At 50.2% G+C, this 17,895-nt stretch carries 13 protein-coding genes and 1 tRNA gene; 7 read left to right on the top strand and 7 right to left on the bottom strand.

Features of this window, described 5'->3' with window-relative positions:
- Positions 1-28: 28 nt before the first annotated feature.
- The gene (locus CLV44_RS15550) at positions 29-664 is read right to left on the bottom strand and encodes a TorF family putative porin (RefSeq protein ID WP_106593042.1); all 636 of its coding nucleotides are present in this window, start codon (positions 662-664) and stop codon (positions 29-31) included.
- Positions 665-1,051: 387 nt separating this feature from the next.
- On the opposite strand from CLV44_RS15550, the gene CLV44_RS15545 reads away from it, so the two are divergent.
- A complete protein-coding gene (locus CLV44_RS15545; RefSeq protein WP_106593041.1) occupies positions 1,052-3,103 on the top strand; it encodes a putative bifunctional diguanylate cyclase/phosphodiesterase in 2,052 nt (683 codons plus the stop codon).
- Between the two features lie 89 nt (positions 3,104-3,192).
- Here CLV44_RS15545 and CLV44_RS15540 read toward each other — a convergent pair.
- From CLV44_RS15540 to CLV44_RS15520, 5 genes are all read right to left on the bottom strand, one after another.
- Positions 3,193-3,269: transfer RNA gene (locus tag CLV44_RS15540), tRNA-Met, on the bottom strand.
- Between the two features lie 151 nt (positions 3,270-3,420).
- A complete protein-coding gene (locus CLV44_RS15535) occupies positions 3,421-4,734 on the bottom strand; it encodes a spinster family MFS transporter (RefSeq protein WP_106593040.1) in 1,314 nt (437 codons plus the stop codon).
- A 175-nt stretch (positions 4,735-4,909) separates the two neighbouring features.
- Positions 4,910-6,427: a DUF1302 domain-containing protein gene (locus CLV44_RS15530; RefSeq protein WP_106593039.1), complete on the bottom strand. Its 1,518-nt coding sequence runs from the start codon at positions 6,425-6,427 to the stop codon at positions 4,910-4,912.
- 19 nt (positions 6,428-6,446) lie between these two features.
- Positions 6,447-7,838 (bottom strand): DUF1329 domain-containing protein, encoded by a 1,392-nt coding sequence (locus tag CLV44_RS15525; RefSeq protein WP_106593038.1) that lies wholly within the window; start codon positions 7,836-7,838, stop codon positions 6,447-6,449.
- A gap of 311 nt (positions 7,839-8,149) precedes the next feature.
- Positions 8,150-9,487: a spinster family MFS transporter gene (locus CLV44_RS15520; RefSeq protein ID WP_106593037.1), complete on the bottom strand. Its 1,338-nt coding sequence runs from the start codon at positions 9,485-9,487 to the stop codon at positions 8,150-8,152.
- A 169-nt stretch (positions 9,488-9,656) separates the two neighbouring features.
- On the opposite strand from CLV44_RS15520, the gene CLV44_RS15515 reads away from it, so the two are divergent.
- From CLV44_RS15515 to CLV44_RS17575, 6 genes are all read left to right on the top strand, one after another.
- Positions 9,657-10,748, top strand: a complete 1,092-nt coding sequence (locus tag CLV44_RS15515; RefSeq protein WP_106593036.1) for an MBL fold metallo-hydrolase — start codon at positions 9,657-9,659, stop codon at positions 10,746-10,748.
- A gap of 15 nt (positions 10,749-10,763) precedes the next feature.
- Complete coding sequence (locus tag CLV44_RS15510; RefSeq protein ID WP_106593035.1) at positions 10,764-12,455, top strand: class I adenylate-forming enzyme family protein; 1,692 nt, start codon at positions 10,764-10,766, stop codon at positions 12,453-12,455.
- A 57-nt stretch (positions 12,456-12,512) separates the two neighbouring features.
- Entirely contained in the window at positions 12,513-14,120 is a 1,608-nt protein-coding gene (locus CLV44_RS15505) for a FadD3 family acyl-CoA ligase (RefSeq protein WP_106593034.1), read from the top strand.
- A 111-nt stretch (positions 14,121-14,231) separates the two neighbouring features.
- The gene (locus tag CLV44_RS15500; protein WP_245912713.1) at positions 14,232-14,678 is read left to right on the top strand and encodes a nuclear transport factor 2 family protein; all 447 of its coding nucleotides are present in this window, start codon (positions 14,232-14,234) and stop codon (positions 14,676-14,678) included.
- 452 nt (positions 14,679-15,130) lie between these two features.
- A complete protein-coding gene (locus tag CLV44_RS15495; protein WP_106593032.1) occupies positions 15,131-16,282 on the top strand; it encodes a helix-turn-helix transcriptional regulator in 1,152 nt (383 codons plus the stop codon).
- Positions 16,283-16,506: 224 nt separating this feature from the next.
- Complete coding sequence (locus tag CLV44_RS17575; protein WP_245912712.1) at positions 16,507-16,656, top strand: hypothetical protein; 150 nt, start codon at positions 16,507-16,509, stop codon at positions 16,654-16,656.
- A 15-nt stretch (positions 16,657-16,671) separates the two neighbouring features.
- On the opposite strand, the gene CLV44_RS15485 is transcribed toward CLV44_RS17575, so the two are convergent.
- Positions 16,672-17,658, bottom strand: a complete 987-nt coding sequence (locus CLV44_RS15485) for a phosphotriesterase family protein (RefSeq protein ID WP_106593031.1) — start codon at positions 17,656-17,658, stop codon at positions 16,672-16,674.
- Positions 17,659-17,895 lie beyond the last annotated feature (237 nt).

Below are 17,895 nucleotides of genomic sequence, written 5' to 3'. Positions count from 1 at the left end.
CTCCCCATGCGCGGGGATGTGTTTCGGATCAGAGATTGAAGGTTTTGCTCAGGGTAAAGACGAACGCCTTATCTTTTTTGCCATCACCGCTCAGGTCATCCAGCTGGTTGATATAGGCCAGACTGAGGTCGACACCCTGATAGTTGATACCGTAACCTGCTTCGACGTAGTCGCCGTCATAGTCCTTGCCGAATGAGCCATAGGTCAGGTAGGCACCTTCGTATTCACCGGTCAGACTGAAGAAGCTGTAATCGGCTTCATCGCCACTTTCCGCGTCTTCGGTACCGAGTACGTATTCGGCACTGATCGGGCCGTAACCGCCACTGAAGATGAGCTCATGGAAGTCAGTGGCACCGTCGGCGGTATAGAAGTAGCCGGCATAGCCAATACCGTAGCTGAAGCCTTCGTATTCGGAACCGTAGCCGCCGTAAAGATCGTATTCCTGTTCGGAGTCGTCGAGCTGGGCACCCCAGGTGCCGATGTAGAAGCCGTTTTCAAAATCGTAGTCGGCACCTGCCATCAGGCTGGCATTGTCGGCGGTCTGGTCGACGCCGCGGAAGTAGTAATCGCTCATTGCGCCGATATTGACCGAGAGTTCAGCACTGGCAGCAGCAGAGGCGGTCATCAGACCAGCGGCGATGAGGTGTTTGGTTAATGTGTTCATTATCGTGATCCCCTTCAGTCTTTAGGCAAAGCAAGCCGCATGGGTATGCGAATTGTTATCCTGCTAAAGCGAGGGTCGTGCCATGATTTATAAACTCTTTTATATACAGAGGGTTAAGATATTTTTGCGGTGTGTTATGTAGAGCGTGTGCACTATTCGAAGGCACTTGGCTCCAGATGAGGGCGATGTTCGTGTTTTCATCTTGTCATCACACACAGTTTTTTGCATATCCACGTAATTTGTTGTCTTACGTTAAAGACCTATTTTTTTGGTGGTTAAACAGAGTATTGGTCAATATGATGTTAATACTTTACTGGAACCCGGGCATGGACGCGGACGGCGGCAGCCCTCAAATGTGCTGAGAAGTGATGGCACTGTGGACGAAAAATGGAACGACAGAAGCAGTATCTGGATCTGGCCGGTGACTTTGTTGCCAGCATCGGTAAAGATTATCGTTTTGAGTTCATTAACCGCGCGGGGCGTGAGCTGTTGGGTGTTGGTCTTGAGCATGATTTACAGGCACACCCTTTGTATGTTCATCAATTCTACGATGCGACCACCTGGCAGGCACTGGCAGATGACATTTTTCCGGAGGTATTGGCGTCGGGTGACTGGAGTGGCCAGCTGAAACTGCAGAATACAAGCGGCCAGAGCATTCCTGTTCGGCTTAGATTGCTGCCGCATCTTGATGATCAGGGTGAGGTTCGGGGTCTGACAGCCATTGGCCAGGACCAGCGCTTGCGGCACGCACTGCAGGCGCAGGAAGCGATGGCAGATCGTATCCTCGACAGCACTATTGAAGGCATTATGTTAACGGATGCTGAGGCGCGTATTCAGCGTGTTAATACGGCGTTTACCCAGATTACCGGTTACACGGCGGATGAAATATTGGGCAGTACGCCTAAATTCTTGCGTTCGAGTCATCACGATCAACCTTTCTATGACGTGATGAACATGGCCTTGCGTCAGGCGGGGCGTTGGCAGGGTGAGGTATGGAATCGCCGTAAGTCCGGTGAGCTGTATCTGCAGTGGATGTCGGTCAGTGCATTGCGTAATGACAGTGGCGAGACCAGTCATTACATGTCCATTTTTCATGATCTGACCGAAATGCGGGCCAAGGAGGCCGAGATTCAACAGTTGGCGTTCAGTGACCCGCTGACGGGGCTGGGGAATCGCTACAAGTTGAGTCAGACATTGCTTCATCAGCTCAAGCCGGTGCGCGAGGGCGGATCGGGCAGCGCATTAGCGTTGCTCTGTATTGATCTTGGACAGTTGTCTCCGATCAATGATCGCTTCGGCATGAAAGGGGGCGACCAGCTGATTCAGCAGCAGGCGCGTCAACTGCAGCGGGAGTTGGCAGAATATCTGCACTTTTATCGCTTGGCAGGCGATGAGTTGGTGGCGTTGATGACTGATGCTACTGATCCAGCCAAAGCGGCTCGTTATGCCGATAAATGTATCCGGCTGTTGCAGGTGCCAGTGCAGCTTAATGGCGAATTGATCCACCTCAGTCCCTCGGTCGGCATCGCCTTGAGTCCCAAGGATGCTGAAGATGGCGACACACTGTTGGCCAATGCTCAAACCGCGATGATTGCAGCCAAGCAGGCCGGGCGTGATGGGTATCATTTTTATAATCAGGCGCTCAGCAGTGATCTGCGCCAGCGGCTGATGTTGGAACAGCAGTTGCGGCTGGCGGTTCAGCCGGATGCGGAGCTCGGGTTGGAGCTGTATCTGCAGCCCAAGGTGAGCCTGAGCAGCCGACACCTGCTGGGAGCTGAAGTCCTGTTGCGCTGGCATCACCCCGACAAGGGCATGATCTCACCGGCGGAGTTCATTCCGTTAGCGGAAGAGAGCCGGTTGATTATTGCGCTGGACCGGTGGGTGTTCGACCGGACGTGTCGGATGCTGAATGAATGGCTGCAGCAAGGCCGTGTATTGCCGTCTATCAGTATCAACCTGTCTGCGCGTCAGTTGCAGGAACCGGACCTGGTTGATTGGTGTGTGGCTACCGTGCAGCGTTATGGCCTACAGCCTTCCATGCTGGAGCTGGAAATTACGGAAACAGCATTTATTAACCTTGCCGATACCGTTATGGGTCAGCTTGGGCAGCTTAAGCTGGCAGGCTTTCCACTGGCGCTGGATGATTTCGGTACCGGTTATTCCAGCCTGACCTATCTGCGCCGATTACCCTTGGATATCGTCAAGATTGATCGCAGCTTTGTGGCGGACATTTGCGATGACCCGCGTGCGACAACTTTGCTGCGAGGTGTCATGCAGTTGTTGGATGATCTTGGTTTTGCGGTAGTGGCGGAAGGTATCGAAACATTAGAGCAGGCGGAACTACTGCAGCATATTGGCTGTTCATGTGGTCAGGGTTTTCTGTATCACAGACCCATGCCTGTTATGGATTTTGTCGTGCTGCTGGACGGCCCCATGTGAGGGCCGATCCATGCTGATTCAGCGTGCCGTATTCCAGACACCAGACGCGAAAAAGCCGGCACCTTTCGGTAACCGGCTTTCTCTAAATTTGGTAGCGGGGGCTGGATTTGAACCAACGACCTTCGGGTTATGAGCCCGACGAGCTACCAGACTGCTCCACCCCGCATCAACTTGGTGCACATATTAATGATTTATAATGTGTGAGTCAAGCACATATTGTTTGGATATTGAAAATACACGATATATGTCTGGCAGGCAGGTTCAACACCCAGATATCAGGCATTAAAAAGCCGGCACCCTTCGGTAACCGATGTTCGTTAAATCGGTCCCTTTGCAACGGCCTGCCGCTGTAGACGAGCAACATTATTGAGCAAAACCATGGCGATGGCGGTGCTTACACAGCCCAGTAGCAGGGAGTACCGTAGTGATTCATCGAGCAAGGTGGGTATAAATAGATCACTCAGTGCGCCAACGGCAAGGGGGCCGACACCAGCACCAAGCAGGGTCACCAGAACAGTCTGGCATGCCATGGCCACGGCACGACTATCCGGCGAGACCAGGCGAGTGATCATGCTGAAGCAGGGACCGACCCACCAGACGGCAAAAAAACCGTTCAGGGCACACCAGATCATGGCAGTAGGGATTCGCTGTCCAAACAGGATCCAGGAGTTTTCGGTTGGCCAGAGCAGGTAAGTCGCCATTGTGGCAATGCCAATGAGGTGCCCCCACTGTGGTATCAGTAATTGCCAGCGTGGGTGGGCACTGATCAGGCGGTCAGTAAACCAGCCACTGAACAGCATTCCGAGTGCTGCAGAACCACCGCCGACAACACCGGCCAGAATGCCAGCCTGCTGAAGCTCCAGGTGATGCGAGCGTACAAGAAAAGTGGCGTTCCACATTGCAAAGGCATTGGTGCCCAGCGTACTGACGGCAGCAGCCAGGATCAAATAACGATAGGGTTTAATGGCCCACAGCGATTGTAAAGTTGCCAGCAAGGACAGCGGCGCACGGGGTTCCGCAGGGGGATGATCCCAAGTCCCGCGAGCAGGCTCACGCATCAGGAACATCATAATGGCTATGATGCTTGCCGGAATACCCACAGCAATAAAGCCGGTACGCCAGCCATAGTGTTCCACCAGCCAGGCACCTACACTCATGGCAATGATGGCTGCGAGTGTGGGAGCGGTGCTATAGCAGCTTATGGCAAAGGCACGCCGGTTCACTGGATACAGGTCGGCAATCATTGAAATGGAGCATGGGGTGACGGCGGATTCGCCGATAGCCACCAACATGCGGGCCATAACCAGAACGATGAAGCCAGTGGTAAAGCCGCATAGAACAGTTGTCGCACTCCATAGCAAGACACAGGCGGCTAATATTCTTGTGCGTGGAAGTCGGTCAGCCATACGTCCTGCGCCCAAGCCAAAGAGCGCAAATACTGCTGCGAAAGCCAACCCGGATACCAGCCCCATGGCGGTGTCGCTGGCATTAAATTCATATTTTATGGGCTCGATCATCACTGCCATGATTTGACGGCCGATGAAGGTATTCGTATATAACAGCGTTAGCAGGAGTAGCAGGCCGTGGCGTCGCCAGGGGGGTGCAACATTGGTTAGGCTGGATGTCACCACGTTAGATCTCCTTGATCATTATAAAAGCGGCGAAGTCGTTAACAGGTTCCCTTTCCTTGTCCGGCCCACAGGCCTGTGCGTTCAGGTAACCAGCGACTGATCTAAAAAAACCGGCCTCAAAGAGGCCGGAAAATGAAGCAGGGAAATGCTATCGATCGCTGTACGCCGTCCGGGGTTAGAAGGCGTACTTCACAGACAGGGACAGGTTGTCGCGGTCAGAGAGTGTGCGCTGCTTATAGGCCTCATCGACATCCGGGTCACCCATGTAGGTCAGGTAGTTTACGCCTACCTGCACACCGGTGCGGTGGGTGAAGTTGGCACCTACGCTGAAACGATGATCACCCTCGCCGCCAACACCACCGGTAATGGTGCGCCCACTGATCTGATGCGAATATGCCAGTGGGATGCTCAGATCCCAGTTTTCGGTAGCGCCGGGATAGCTGAGCGTGAAGCTGCTTGAAAAGGCCAGGCCGTGACCGGTCCACATCAAATCGTCAGTGACCTGATCCATTGAACCAAATATGTTTATTCCGCGTGATTCCACATCCAGAATATCAACATAGGATAGCTCTGCTACAAGAGTGACAGTATCGGCAAGGCTGGAGCGACCAAAGTTAACAATTGTATTCAGGTTGGTTTGCAGGATATCCGAGCGTGTTGGCATCCCGTTGGCCAAGAGGGAAGGGGCTCCTTTTTTGTAGGTCATTTCACCTGCGATGGATGCCATTCCTGCTGTGGTTGTAAAGGTTGCACCGTAAAGCTCAACGTCATCGAAATAACGGATATTGTAGCTACCTGTTGCGCCATTGGCGCCAAAGCCTGTTATTGAGAATTCAGGCAACGGGATGCGATCGTGGTACTTGAGGTAGTAGAGGCCCCATTCGGTCTCAAGGCTGGTTCTGAAGCGCGTACCTATACCCCACTGACCGGTTTTGCCTGGCTCAATATCATCGCCTCGTGCATATGAGCAGTTGGAGCCTGGTGCCAATGCAAGGCAGGTAGCGCCTTCACCGGTTGCTTCACCGGTTGCAAGGAAACTGCCCGGTTCAGGTACCTGAACTTCATGCCAGTTGTACTGGGCATGGGCCAGAATTGACCAGTTAGGGTTTACTTCCAGCTGCATGGAAACCTGATCTTCCGGCAGCAGGATATCCTTTACCTCTACGCCGGGAATGCCGGCCTTGGTGCCATCAGACGGGCCCTGTGCCAATGACATGCTGGGGAGGAACAGCGCTTCACCCCATGCGACGACATGCTTACCGGCACGCAGGTCCAGATAGCTGCCATTGCCAAGCTCCAGGCTGGTATAGCCGTAGAGGTCCAGCAGGCGAGTGTATCCACCATGGTACTTCTCGGCATCATCAGTGAACTTGTCGTCCTGGTACACGTCGTCATAGAAGGTGCTGGCGGACATTACCAGGCCGCTATTGCCCTTGTGTAGACGGCCTTCCATCAACAGCGACAGGCGGTTGTTAATCATATCGCCCTGATCAAAGTTGCGGTCGCCGCTGCTTTTGGCAGCCAGAACTTCATCCTGATCTTCAAGGCGGACGCCGGCACCGTAGCTGACAGTGCCTTTCCAGTCCAGGGTTAGGCCGTCGCCCATGTCGATGCTTTGACCGGCCTGAGCCTGAGTGGTGATGCCAGCGGTCAATACTGCGAAGGCTAATAAGTTGGGTTTGAATACAGTCATGACATTATTCCTGACGAGATTAGTGGGCGCGGCGACGCAGGGCAGCAGGCGTATACATTTCAGGTTTCAAACCACCGGCGTTCAAAATCGGTCCCTTTTCCAGATCCTGGAACAGGTTGTAGGCCACATAACCACCGGTATTCAGATCGTGATAGAAGCTTGTTCCCGCATGCCATGCTTTCATATCGAAGGCATAGTAGTAGTTCAGCAGGGCGTGCATCATCAGCTCGCCACGGGTGTCGTAGTAATCACTCATTACGCTGTGCCAGGTATCCTCGTCGAGGAACATCACGCGCTTGCCGTATTTGTGTCGATGCGTTTCTTTCAGCGTACCTTCCAACACCCATACGCGGCGCAGTTCATAGCGCATCAGATCAGGGTTGGGATGGTTTGCCGTCAGAAGTTCATCATAAGAGACAGCTTCTTCGTGCAGGCTGTAGGCATTGGCAGGGATATAAATTTCGCGCTTACCCTGTACTTCCCAGTTATAACGCTCAGGGGATCCATTCATTAACCGGTCTTGGTCAATCGTGATTTTACCGGATGTCCCGGCTGCAGGCGTATCGAAACCAAATTCAGGCAGCTGGCGAACGCGACGCGTGCCAGGGTTATATGCCCAGGCCAAGCGCTGGCCCTTGGTAAAATTCATGGGCTCAACCGAAAGGCTACGTTTGCCTTTATCTCGTGTTGGTAGCAGCGTGCCGGTGAAGCTGTACGCCATAATATCGCCAACCGGTTTCCCGATCTGATCAGGTAATGTAATCACGTTAAGTGTATTGTTTTGTGTTTGGCCCCAGGTAATGTTTCCGCTTGAGTTAACATCAGCCAGATCACGGACTTCCATGACTTCGGTAAAGGCGCGATAGGGATAGTTATGGTTGGCCAGAACTTGCATGGCCTTGTATTCCCCATTTGGAATAGGGAATGGTATTGGTCCCATATACCCCTTGAAGCCCATGCCGCCATCAATCGATTCAGCTTCTAGTGCATTCTTTTTGGCCAGTTCACATATCTCATCCGGATATCTAAAGTCACGGCGACCTTCATAAACCGGAATTCGGTAAGTGTCAGGAAAGCGCTTGAGCAAAGAAATCTGACCTTCGGTCAGGTTGTCTTTATATTCTTCCCAGTTTTTCCCATTGATTTGAAATAGCGGTTTGTCGTCTGAATATGGGTTAACCGGATGTTGTCCAACATTGGGGGTGTATTCAATGTTCGGTGGTGTGCCTAGCCATTTTCCTGAAAAGGGAGGTATGGTCCCTGCCTCGTTAGCAGCTGCAACGCCTCCCATGCAGGTTAACTCGTTGCCCAGTTTGGCAGCTTCTTCAGGAGAGACCTTTGCGTAAGCGGTTGCTGATAGAGTGAGTGCGACTGAAGCTGCGATGGGCTTCCAGAGTTGTTGCTTTCTCATGTTGCCTCCGTATACCCATGGAAAATCATTGTCATAATTAACCAAGGGGTAGTTGGTTTTATTTTTGTTGTATGGGCATTGTTTTATATCAGCACAGCCTTCGAAACCCCTAAATGGACTAATTTTTGCGAAACCCTCATACGGACTATGACATGTAACCATTTGATTGATATTAAAAAACGGCCCGAAGCTTTCGCTTGGGCCGTTTATATCAGGAGCTATGGAAAAATTTTTGCTGGCAGGTTTGATACTTTCGCCTACGCAGGTGTCCTTGTGTATCCGGCATACAAGTGTCTTGTGAAGCAGTTTGATCAGGCAAGGCTGGCATCCAACTGTTCCAGGCGCTTGTTGTAGGGTTTGATTGCCAATAGATACAGTAACGAAGTGATAAGCAATAAGCTGAGAATAGTAACCAAGGCCCAGCGCAGCCCGTCAGCACCCATAGTGCTTGTATATGCGTCACTCAGCAGGCCGGAAAGGAAGGGGCCAAAGCCGGCACCGATCAACGTCATGAACAAGTTGAGGAATGCAGCGCCTAGTGCGCGTTGGGAGCTGGTTAGCAGATGGCTTACAGCTGTAAATGTGAGAGATGGCCACCAGCCTTGAAAGAAGCTGAACCCGGCGCAGAAGAGCATTGCGTAAGGAACCTCTAGATTACCGATGCTGAATGACGATGACTGTGGCCATAGCAGGAATCCGATGCCCATCGGTAAGCTGGCCATGATACCGATAAGAGGCAGACCCAATTGCCATGAAGTGCTGCGGCGAATCATGCGATCACAAAACCAGCCACTGAAAATGGCACCGACAGCGGCCGAAATACCGCTGGCAATACCAAAGAGTAGCCCCGCTTGTGCCAGAGGCATTTCATACGTGCGCAGCAGGAAAGTAGGTGCCCAGATCCCGTAACCATATCCAACCATGCCCGTTGTGCCGCAAGCAAAGCAGAGAAGTACGAAGGCGCGCACTTTGAAAATGATTTTGATCTGTGACATGAGGCTGACGTCTTTGGCAAGCTGTGCCTGGCGTCGCTCTTCAGTACTATCAAATACGCCTCTCCCCGGGTCTTTGGTGAAAAACCAGAGTGTAGCGGCGATGAAAATCCCCGGCAGACCGAAGACGATAAAGGTTGTTCTCCATCCATATGTCTGTGCAATGTAGCCGCCGGCAACCATCGCAACAAGAATACCAATGTGTGGCCCAAGCATGAAAATGCTCATGGCCAGTGATCTGCGTGATTTGGGATAGAGGTCTGCCACCATGGAGACGGAAGGTGCCATGCCGCCAGCTTCACCAACCGCAACAGTCATGCGCGCGATGATCAACTGCCAGAAGCTGGTTGCCATGCCGCAAGCCATGGTTGCTACGCTCCATAGGCCGCAGCAGATCGAAATCATCACGCGCCGGTCAGCGCCGCGATCAACCATCCGGCCAAGTGGTATACCCAGAACACCATACAAAACTGCAAATGCAAGGCCTGTAAGCAGCCCCATGAGAGTATCAGACGCACCAAACTCTTGTTTTATCGGTTCCAGCACGATTGCAATGGCGTGTCGGTCTATATATGAAAAGACATAAACCAGGGCGAGAAGCGCCAGCATAAAGTGGCTTTTTATACCCACTCGAGGTGGGGGGGGCATTACCGACATGTGGACGCTCCGTTAGAGGTTTTTTTATTTAATCCTTCCGTTTTTTTTTGGCACGCGCATCGTCCTTTTGGACGTAGATTTCGAGTTTACGGTAGGGTTTTACTAAAGGGGGTCCATAGATGGTAAGACACATTATATCTATGGTGGATACGGATGTGAAGGAGGCGGCATGCTTGGAAATGAAAGCGAAGATAAATCGAAAAAGCGTCGAGATGACGAGCGTGCAGCTCTAGAATATCCCTTTGAAAAGCCTACTGAAAGTTGTCAGCTTGTGGCGATATCAGCCGGAGTTTTTTGGGCGCGTATTCCTATGCCGATGGCGTTGGATCATATAAATGTCTATGTTCTTGAGGACAGCAAGGGCTGGTATTTGATCGATACGGGCCTCAATACGGAAGCTTCTAAAGCTGCATGGAAAGAACTGGCTGATCGATATTTTAAAGAAAAACCGTTAGTTGGTGTTATCTGTACCCATTTTCACTATGACCATGCAGGCTTGGCAAGCTGGTTAATGAAAGAATTTTCCGTACCACTTTATATGACGCATGGTGAATATTTCACTATGCGAGCACTGGCAAGTTCAGGTGCTGTGATTGACAGGCAGTGCCAGCGTGAATATCTTTATCTGGCGGGCACTCCAGATAAAGATATTGAAAAAATAATAGGCATTTATGGTAACGATCCATTCATGCCCGACTTTCCAAACAAGTACATACGCTTGAGGGAAGGTGATAATTTATCCATAGGTGGCCGTAAATGGCGGATAGTAATAGGAGAAGGACATTCACCCGAACATGCGTGCCTATATTGTGAAGAGGATGCTCTGCTAATATCCGGTGATCAAGTGCTGCCATCCATCAGTTCTAATGTGCTTGTCAGTGATGTTGAACCTGAAGCAAACCCGCTGAAACACTGGCTGGATTCTTTAGAGCGTTTGAAAGCCCTCTCTAGCGATAGCATTGTCATGCCCGCCCATGGGTTTGTATTTAAAGGGTTGCACACTCGCCTGGATCAACTTGTGGCTCACCATCATCGTCAATTCAAAGTATTGACCGAGTTCGCTAAGAATCATGGCCGCTTTACGGCATGGGATGCAATGAACGTGCTATTTCCGCGTGAGCTGAAGCCCATCGATATGATGCTGGCAATTGGTGAGACGTTATCTCATTTGAACTATCTGAACGCTGCGGAAGTGATCGTGCGTTTTAAAAGCAAAGATATTCCAGATAGTTACTGTATTAAATCTGATAGCTATATCTAAAAATAAGAGGTTTCCATGAATGCCATTGCGAAAAGAACTGTGACCATGCAGTCTCAACTGACCGCTAGCGGGGCCCCTTTTGAGTTGGAATCGATCGTAACAGAATCTGGAAGGTACGGGCTCTACAAAAATGCTCCAGTTAATTTGGCTGAAGTGGTTCGTCAGGCACGTCGCGAAGATGACGAATGTTTCATGGTATACCAAGATGAACGCTGGAGTTATGGCCGCTTCTATTCCCATCTGGATGCAGTGGCATCATGGATGCTTTCACAGGGTGTTCGCTCCGGTAGTCGTGTTGCCATTGCAATGCGTAATCGTCCTGAGTGGGTGGTTGCGTTCATGGCGGCCGTCAGCCTGGGCGCTGTACCGGCGTTATTGAACAGTTTCGGGCTGGCTGAAGAGCTTCATGCAGCACTGGATGACATAGATGCTGATGCTCTGGTTTGTGACGCTGATCGATTGGTGCGAATCGGTCCATCCTATTTGGGCGCAAAAATACCCGTTGTAGTTGTCGATAATATCCCGCTGGCGGTAACCGATAATATTGAAGCATATGCCGACGTGGCTGCCGGCCCCGTCCTTGAGCTACCCGAGGTTTCGCCAGAGCCTAGGGATACTGCGTTGATCCTGTTTACCTCTGGGGCCACCAGTCGTGCCAAACCTGTGGTATCGAATCATCGAGCCGTTTGTCAGGCACTGTTTAATATCGATTACATCAGTGCACTGTCGGCCATGACCTCTCCTGAGGCCGTTGAAAAAATTCAGCGGCTTGGGCGCGCGCCCGTCATTCTGACGGCGGTACCGCTGTTTCATGTCAGTGGGTTACATGCGCAGTTGTTGACGGCATTGCGTACGGGGCGTCGTTTGGTCTTTATGCACAAGTGGAACCCGAAAGTTGCTATTGAGCTGATGAAAAGTGAGCAGGTCACCCAGTTCAATGGTGCGCCTTCCATGGTGATGCAGCTCTTGCGAGAGTCGGAATTTCATACTGATGCAGTGAAGGGGGGCTTGGCTGGCCTGGGACTGGGTGGGGCAGGTTTGCCACAAGGGCTGATTGATGAGGTACTTGACTCCCTTGCCGATCAGTTTGTCGGTAACGGATACGGCATGACTGAAACAAACGGTGTTGGCGCTGCAGTGTCAGGTGACTTATTCAGGTTGTATCCAAATGCTACTGGCGTTATTTCCCCGCTTGCCGAGGTAAAGATTGTAGGCCCTGATGGCGATGAGCTTCCGGGTGGTGAAAACGGTGAAATATGCCTCCGCTCCATCACCCTCATGGAGGGTTACCTCAATCGTGAAGACGCGACATCAGACGCGCTCAGAAATGGCTGGTTGCACACGGGGGACTTGGGTCACGTAGGTTCCAATGGTTTGTTGTACGTTGTCGACAGGCTCAAGGATGTTATCAACAAGTCTGGCGAAAATATTGCGGCAGCAGAAGTGGAGTCATGCCTTTTGCGTCATCCCCTGGTGCGCGAAGCCGCTGTGTTGGGCGTTCCTGATGATGAAACGGGGGAGGCGGTTGTAGCTGTGGTGGCGATCCAGCCGGGAGAAGAACTGGATGAGGCTGAACTGAAGAGTTTTGTCGCGGGGCATCTTGCCGCTTATAAAGTGCCATCAATGATCGCTGTTCAGCAGGAAACATTACCCCGTAATCCTGCCGGTAAGCTACTGAAGCAACAGATAAAAAACCATCTGATTTAATGCATTAATTTTTATATGGCGCGTGTGTCAGTAGCACAATCATTATGAGTACTTGAGATGACTATAATAAAAAAACACCATGATACCCCTTTAAAAGCTCACACCATTCCCGAGCTTGTGTTTGAAGCTTCACGACAGTTTGCGGGCATTCCGGCCATTGAAGAAGGGCTGGAGGTGATTGACTATGCAGACTTGTCAGACCGAGTGCTGGATGTCGCGCGCGGGCTGATTCAACTGGGTGTTCAGCCTGGAGACCCGGTAGCCGTCTGGGCACCGAACTGTGCCCGCTGGATTCTGGCAGCATTGGGATTGCAAATGGCCGGTGCGGTGCTGGTACCGATCAATACTCGCATGAAGGCCAGTGAAGCGCGTGACATTATCACCCGCAGTGGCAGCCGTATGCTGTTCAGCACTGGTGACTTCCTTGGCAGCGACTACCCGGCACTGATTGCAGAAAGCTGTGCTGACTGGCTCGATATGACGGTGGTGATGAGCGACCGTCAAGGTGAGCCTCTGGCCAACAACCTGGAGTGGGACGCCTTTATTGAACAGGGTAAGGCGATAAGTGAGTCGACAGCGCGTGCGCGTGCCAGTCAGTTGAGCGCCGAAAGTCTTTCAGACCTTATGTTCACGTCGGGGACAACAGGGAAGCCCAAGGGTGTTATGGGGGCCCATGGCGCGGCGTTGGCTGCTTTTGCCGAATTTGTACAGGTACTGGGACTGCGTCCGGGTGACCGCTACCTGATCATAAACCCGTTTTTCCATGCCTTTGGCTATAAGGCCGGGTGGTTGAGCTGCCTGCTTTCCGGCTCAACCGTGCTGCCCCATCCCGTGTTTGATGCGGATGAGGTGTTGCAGCGGATCGAAAAGGATAACGTAACGGTGTTGCCAGGCCCACCGACGCTTTATCTTTCATTGTTGGCGCATCCTGAGCTCAATGACAAAGACCTCAGTAGCTTGCGTGTTGCCGTCACGGGGTCTTCAAGCGTGCCGCCGGTGCTGATTGAACGCATGCGCAATGAGTTGGGCTTTGATGTCGTGACGACGGCCTACGGCCTGACTGAATGTGGTGGTTTTGCCACGATTTGTGATCCTGATGACTCGGCTGAGACCATCGCAACGACCAGCGGGAAAGCGATCCCCGGGACTGAAGTTGCGATTCTTGATCCGGATGGAAAGCCGCTGGCAGCCAACGAAAATGGCGAAATTTGTCTCCGTGGTTTTCATGTGATGCAGGGGTATTTCCAGAATCCAGAAGCGACCGCCGAGGCCATTGATGAAGAGCGATGGTTGCATACCGGTGATATCGGCAGCCTGGATGATAACGGTTACCTGCGTATTACCGGTCGTCTCAAAGACATGTTTATTGTTGGTGGCTTCAACTGTTACCCGGCCGAGATCGAAGCGGCGTTGGTGGAGCATCCTGAAGTGGCTCAGGCTGCGGTTATTGGTGTGCCGGATGAGCGCATGGGTGAAGTGGGCTGTGCCTTCATCGTCAAGCGCCATGGCAGTAGCCTGGATGAAAAGGAGCTGATCAAGTGGTCTCGTGAGCAGATGGCCAACTACAAGGTACCACGGCAGGTGCGCATGGTATCGATGCTGCCGGTGAATGCCTCCAACAAGGTGGATAAGCTGGCGCTCAAGCGTGACTTCGAGCCGGCTTGAAATCAATCAGCGCCACCCGAGTTCAGCAACGGCATTCAGTCGCTGCTGAAAGATTTAAGGTTATTTAGGATGGCAAAGTCCACTGGACACGTTATCTGCCAGGAGTTGAATGTGTCATTACCTGCCCATGTACAGATTGGTAACTTGCTGTATCGCTATGCTGAATTAATCGATGATGGACAGTTGGCTGAAGCGGCCGCATTGTTCAGGCATGCCCGTATTCAAACGGGGGCATCCGGCAGCGTGGTGGATGCTGAAGGGCTGTTACAGCTGTGGCAGAGCATTATTCGAATCTACCCCTGTGGTACACCGCGAACCCGGCATATGGTCACCAACCCGATTATGCAAATCGATGAAATGGCTGGCGTCGCCAGTTGCCGTTCCTGCTACACCGTTTTGCAAGCCACTGAAGACAGCCCGCTGCAACCAATCATGACTGGACGTTATCGGGACGAGTTTGCCTGTGTGGATGGGGTGTGGCGCTTTACGTACCGTGATTACACCCAGGTTGGACTGATTGGAGACCTGTCCCGACACCTGCAGAACTTTACACTTTGAGCGGCCGTCTTTGATCAGGTTCATGTTTTCAAACGGTTAACCTTTCCCTTCACTCTCTTTGGTTAGTCTTATTGGACGATGTTGTAGGCTGTTTCCAGTCGTAATGTTAAATAGGCTGGACAGCTCTAGATCGACCTGTCTGTCGAACGCATGCAGTGGCAAGCAAGTTCTCTGGATAACGACAACTCAGGAGAGACCACATGCATGGCTGTCTACATGGCACGTTCTCTGGTATGTATCACTCAATTGATACTAGAGGCTTATGCCCAAATGAGCGGTGACCAGCATTGCTTGGCGACTGATCACGTTTCAAAAGCGGATCCGTTTAATGCCATTTTAGAGTCTACTAAGGAAATTGGATAATTTTTCAAGCACCGGGTGCTGGATATTTGTGCATCATTAACCCTCCAGCAGTCATATTTACTCATCAATATAACTATAAAGGCAATACTATGAGCATGATTGGTGCAGACAGTCTCGATACGATTCTTTCAGAACTGTATGAGGCGACAATCAACAATGAGCGATGGGGAGTTGCGCTGGAGCACATTCAGCATCTCTTTGACGCAAACTATGTTACCTTGATATTGAAAATGCCTTATGCACAGGATGAGGATAACATTGGTCTTATGGTTTCGGTAGGTGATATGCCGAATTCTGGTGAAATAATTTCTTTCCCATATCAACATAACCTTACTCCTTTTCATAATCAGATTCCAGATAAGGTATTTACGGTATTTGATATCATGAAAGAAACAAGTTGGATTGATAACTCGTTTCGTTCGCATTGGCTTATCCCTTCAAATATTTATCATGTTATGGGTGTTGATATATCCACTCAGGATTCAGGCATTCTTCGTCTTCGAATCACAAGAGGTGAAGAGAGTAAACCATTTTCAAATAATGATAAAAAGTTATGTGAAAAACTGCTTCCACATATACGTCGCGCACTTAAAATAAACAAGCAAATTGACCAAATCCAGAAAATTGAATCATTGTATTCCCGTGCGATTAGTAAATTATCCATTGCAACACTATTGATTGATGAAGATGGAACTGTACTGGATAAAAATATATACGCGAGGAATATAATTGATTCATGTGATGGTTTGAAAATCATAGGTGGCCGCTTAGAAGCAAGCTATCCTTCCGATAATAAAGAGCTGAAAAAGCTTATAAAAAGTGCGTTTGATGCTGCTACGAATGGAGAAGAGCAGGTTCTTCCCGGTGCCATGTCAATTACACGACCTTCTGGTGAGGTGAATCTGGGTTTGGTTGTTGAACCTATTCCAATTAATAACTGGGCTGAAGGGAAAAGCAGTCCAGTGGCAATGATCTATATTCGAGATGCTATTGGCAAACTTAATGCGAATGTTGATGTTGCCAGAAAGCTATTTGGCCTTACGACTGCCGAGAATGCTCTTGCTCTTAAATTGGCAGATGGTTTGTCGCTTGAAGATGCTGCTGAAGATTTGAATATAAAACGGAATACTGCCAGAGCACACTTGAGATCAATTTTCTCAAAAACGGGCATCAGACGTCAGACAGAACTGGTTCGTGCGTTTATCAATAGCGTGGCTGCACTTGGCAGTAACGAGCTATAGACACTGCAGGTGTACGGTGAAGGTACGTTCACTTTGATGGAGGCAATTTCTCATGAAGCTGGGTGCAAGTGTTGCTGATGAGACATTTCGTTCGGAAGTGGCCGACTGGTTGGCTACCCACCTGGGCAACAGGCCAAGTACTTGCCGGGCATTCTTGCAGGCACTGGCCTCTGGTGTCAGGGCTACTCTGAGCCGGTAGCCGGTAGCCGGTAGCCGGTTCGGACTTGGCCAGTGTCAAAACCAGGGCGCGCTTCAATATCGAATATAACCAGTGGGTCATTACCGGACAAAAGGTATGGACTTCGCCGGCGCATGAAGCGGACTTGGCATGTATCACGCGGGGATTAACTAGCATTGTTTACCCATTTATATAGCTCCATTACAGGCTATTACATGGAAAAATATTTTTTCGGATTATCTGAAAGTAATGTCTTTATTTGATCTTCTGTGACACCCATATCCATGAGTCTTGGAATTATTTCCTGTTGGATGTAAGTGGGTTCTACATGAAATGTTCCCGGCGGTGCATTTTTTATGCCCTGCGTGAAGGGCTCACCTTTAGCGCAGAAAATACAGTCATGAGAAATGATTAGTTTTTCAATAAAACCTGATTTTATCATCGAAACCAGATTTTCTATTCGCACATCGTCTGAAACAATAATACCGTAACCAAACCGATCAAATCCAACATAGGCACCCTGATGAGCCAAATGGGTGTGATAATCTGTATTACTATTACCACACGAATGGCCAATGATGACTTTTTCAGCAGGTACGCCACATTCAATAAGTGCCTGGAGTTGCAAGTGACCGATGGTCGCATCTGTGTGTGTAGTAATAGGTGTGCCAGTCTTCAGGTGGGCTTGTGCCGCTGCTTTGATGACATCCATTTCGTATTGAGTTATTTCACCATTATCAGAGCCAATTTTTATTACACCGGCTTTGGCAGTAGTGGCTCCAATACCCTCTGTGATTTCCTTAATGAAAAGCTTTGATGCTCGGTCAATGAACTCTTCAGGGTCGCATTTTTGAATAAGTTTCCAGTAAGAATTACCGCCCTCATTTTCTGTATACAGGCCAGTAGCACAAATAATATTGAAACCTGTTCTTGTCGATACCTCAATCGCTAAATCAATGTCTCTTCCCAAATCCATGGGGCATGGGTCTAACAATGTATTGAAACCGGCATTTTTAAGAGATTCAATTTTTGCGCATACGCGTTCAATGAGTGAAGATCTGTCTATATAGGGTGCATGTGAATCGTTTTCCCAGCCGGGCAAACCTAGCGTCAGGTGTTCATGCATTAGAACGTTGCCTAATGATTCAATGTCAATGGGTCCACAGACAGTATTGACTGTCAGGTTGTTTTTTTTCATGAACGTGCTCTCTTTATTATTAGAATAACCATTTTTATATATTTAAATGGTATTTTATTATATAGGTTAAATATAAAGGATTTTATACACCCGTTTGTCATGGGCTGGTGGGAAGGTTTCTAGACTGATTTTTAACTCTACCTGCTGCCAAGTATTTATTAGGTTAATTTACATAGACCATCATCGCCTTGGAGCAGTGAGTTCGAACCCAGTCAAAACTGTTGGCATGTCGATAGT

Origin of the sequence: Marinobacterium halophilum (assembly GCF_003014615.1) — a bacterium.
GTDB lineage: Bacteria > Pseudomonadota > Gammaproteobacteria > Pseudomonadales > Balneatricaceae > Marinobacterium > Marinobacterium halophilum.
Note: the sequence above shows the minus strand (reverse complement) of the source record. Positions and strands in the feature narration are given on the sequence as shown.

Bases quoted from the DNA above. Each gene is read 5' to 3' on its own strand.
- CLV44_RS15550 (WP_106593042.1), bottom strand. From the start codon at position 664: ATGAACACATTAACCAAACACCTCATCGCCGCTGGTCTGATGACCGCC.
- CLV44_RS15545 (WP_106593041.1), top strand. From the start codon at position 1,052: ATGGAACGACAGAAGCAGTATCTGGATCTGGCCGGTGACTTTGTTGCC.
- CLV44_RS15530 (WP_106593039.1), bottom strand. From the start codon at position 6,427: ATGACTGTATTCAAACCCAACTTATTAGCCTTCGCAGTATTGACCGCT.
- CLV44_RS15525 (WP_106593038.1), bottom strand. From the start codon at position 7,838: ATGAGAAAGCAACAACTCTGGAAGCCCATCGCAGCTTCAGTCGCACTC.
- CLV44_RS15520 (WP_106593037.1), bottom strand. From the start codon at position 9,487: ATGTCGGTAATGCCCCCCCCACCTCGAGTGGGTATAAAAAGCCACTTT.
- CLV44_RS15515 (WP_106593036.1), top strand. From the start codon at position 9,657: ATGCTTGGAAATGAAAGCGAAGATAAATCGAAAAAGCGTCGAGATGAC.
- CLV44_RS15510 (WP_106593035.1), top strand. From the start codon at position 10,764: ATGAATGCCATTGCGAAAAGAACTGTGACCATGCAGTCTCAACTGACC.
- CLV44_RS15505 (WP_106593034.1), top strand. From the start codon at position 12,513: ATGACTATAATAAAAAAACACCATGATACCCCTTTAAAAGCTCACACC.
- CLV44_RS15495 (WP_106593032.1), top strand. From the start codon at position 15,131: ATGAGCATGATTGGTGCAGACAGTCTCGATACGATTCTTTCAGAACTG.
- CLV44_RS15485 (WP_106593031.1), bottom strand. From the start codon at position 17,658: ATGAAAAAAAACAACCTGACAGTCAATACTGTCTGTGGACCCATTGAC.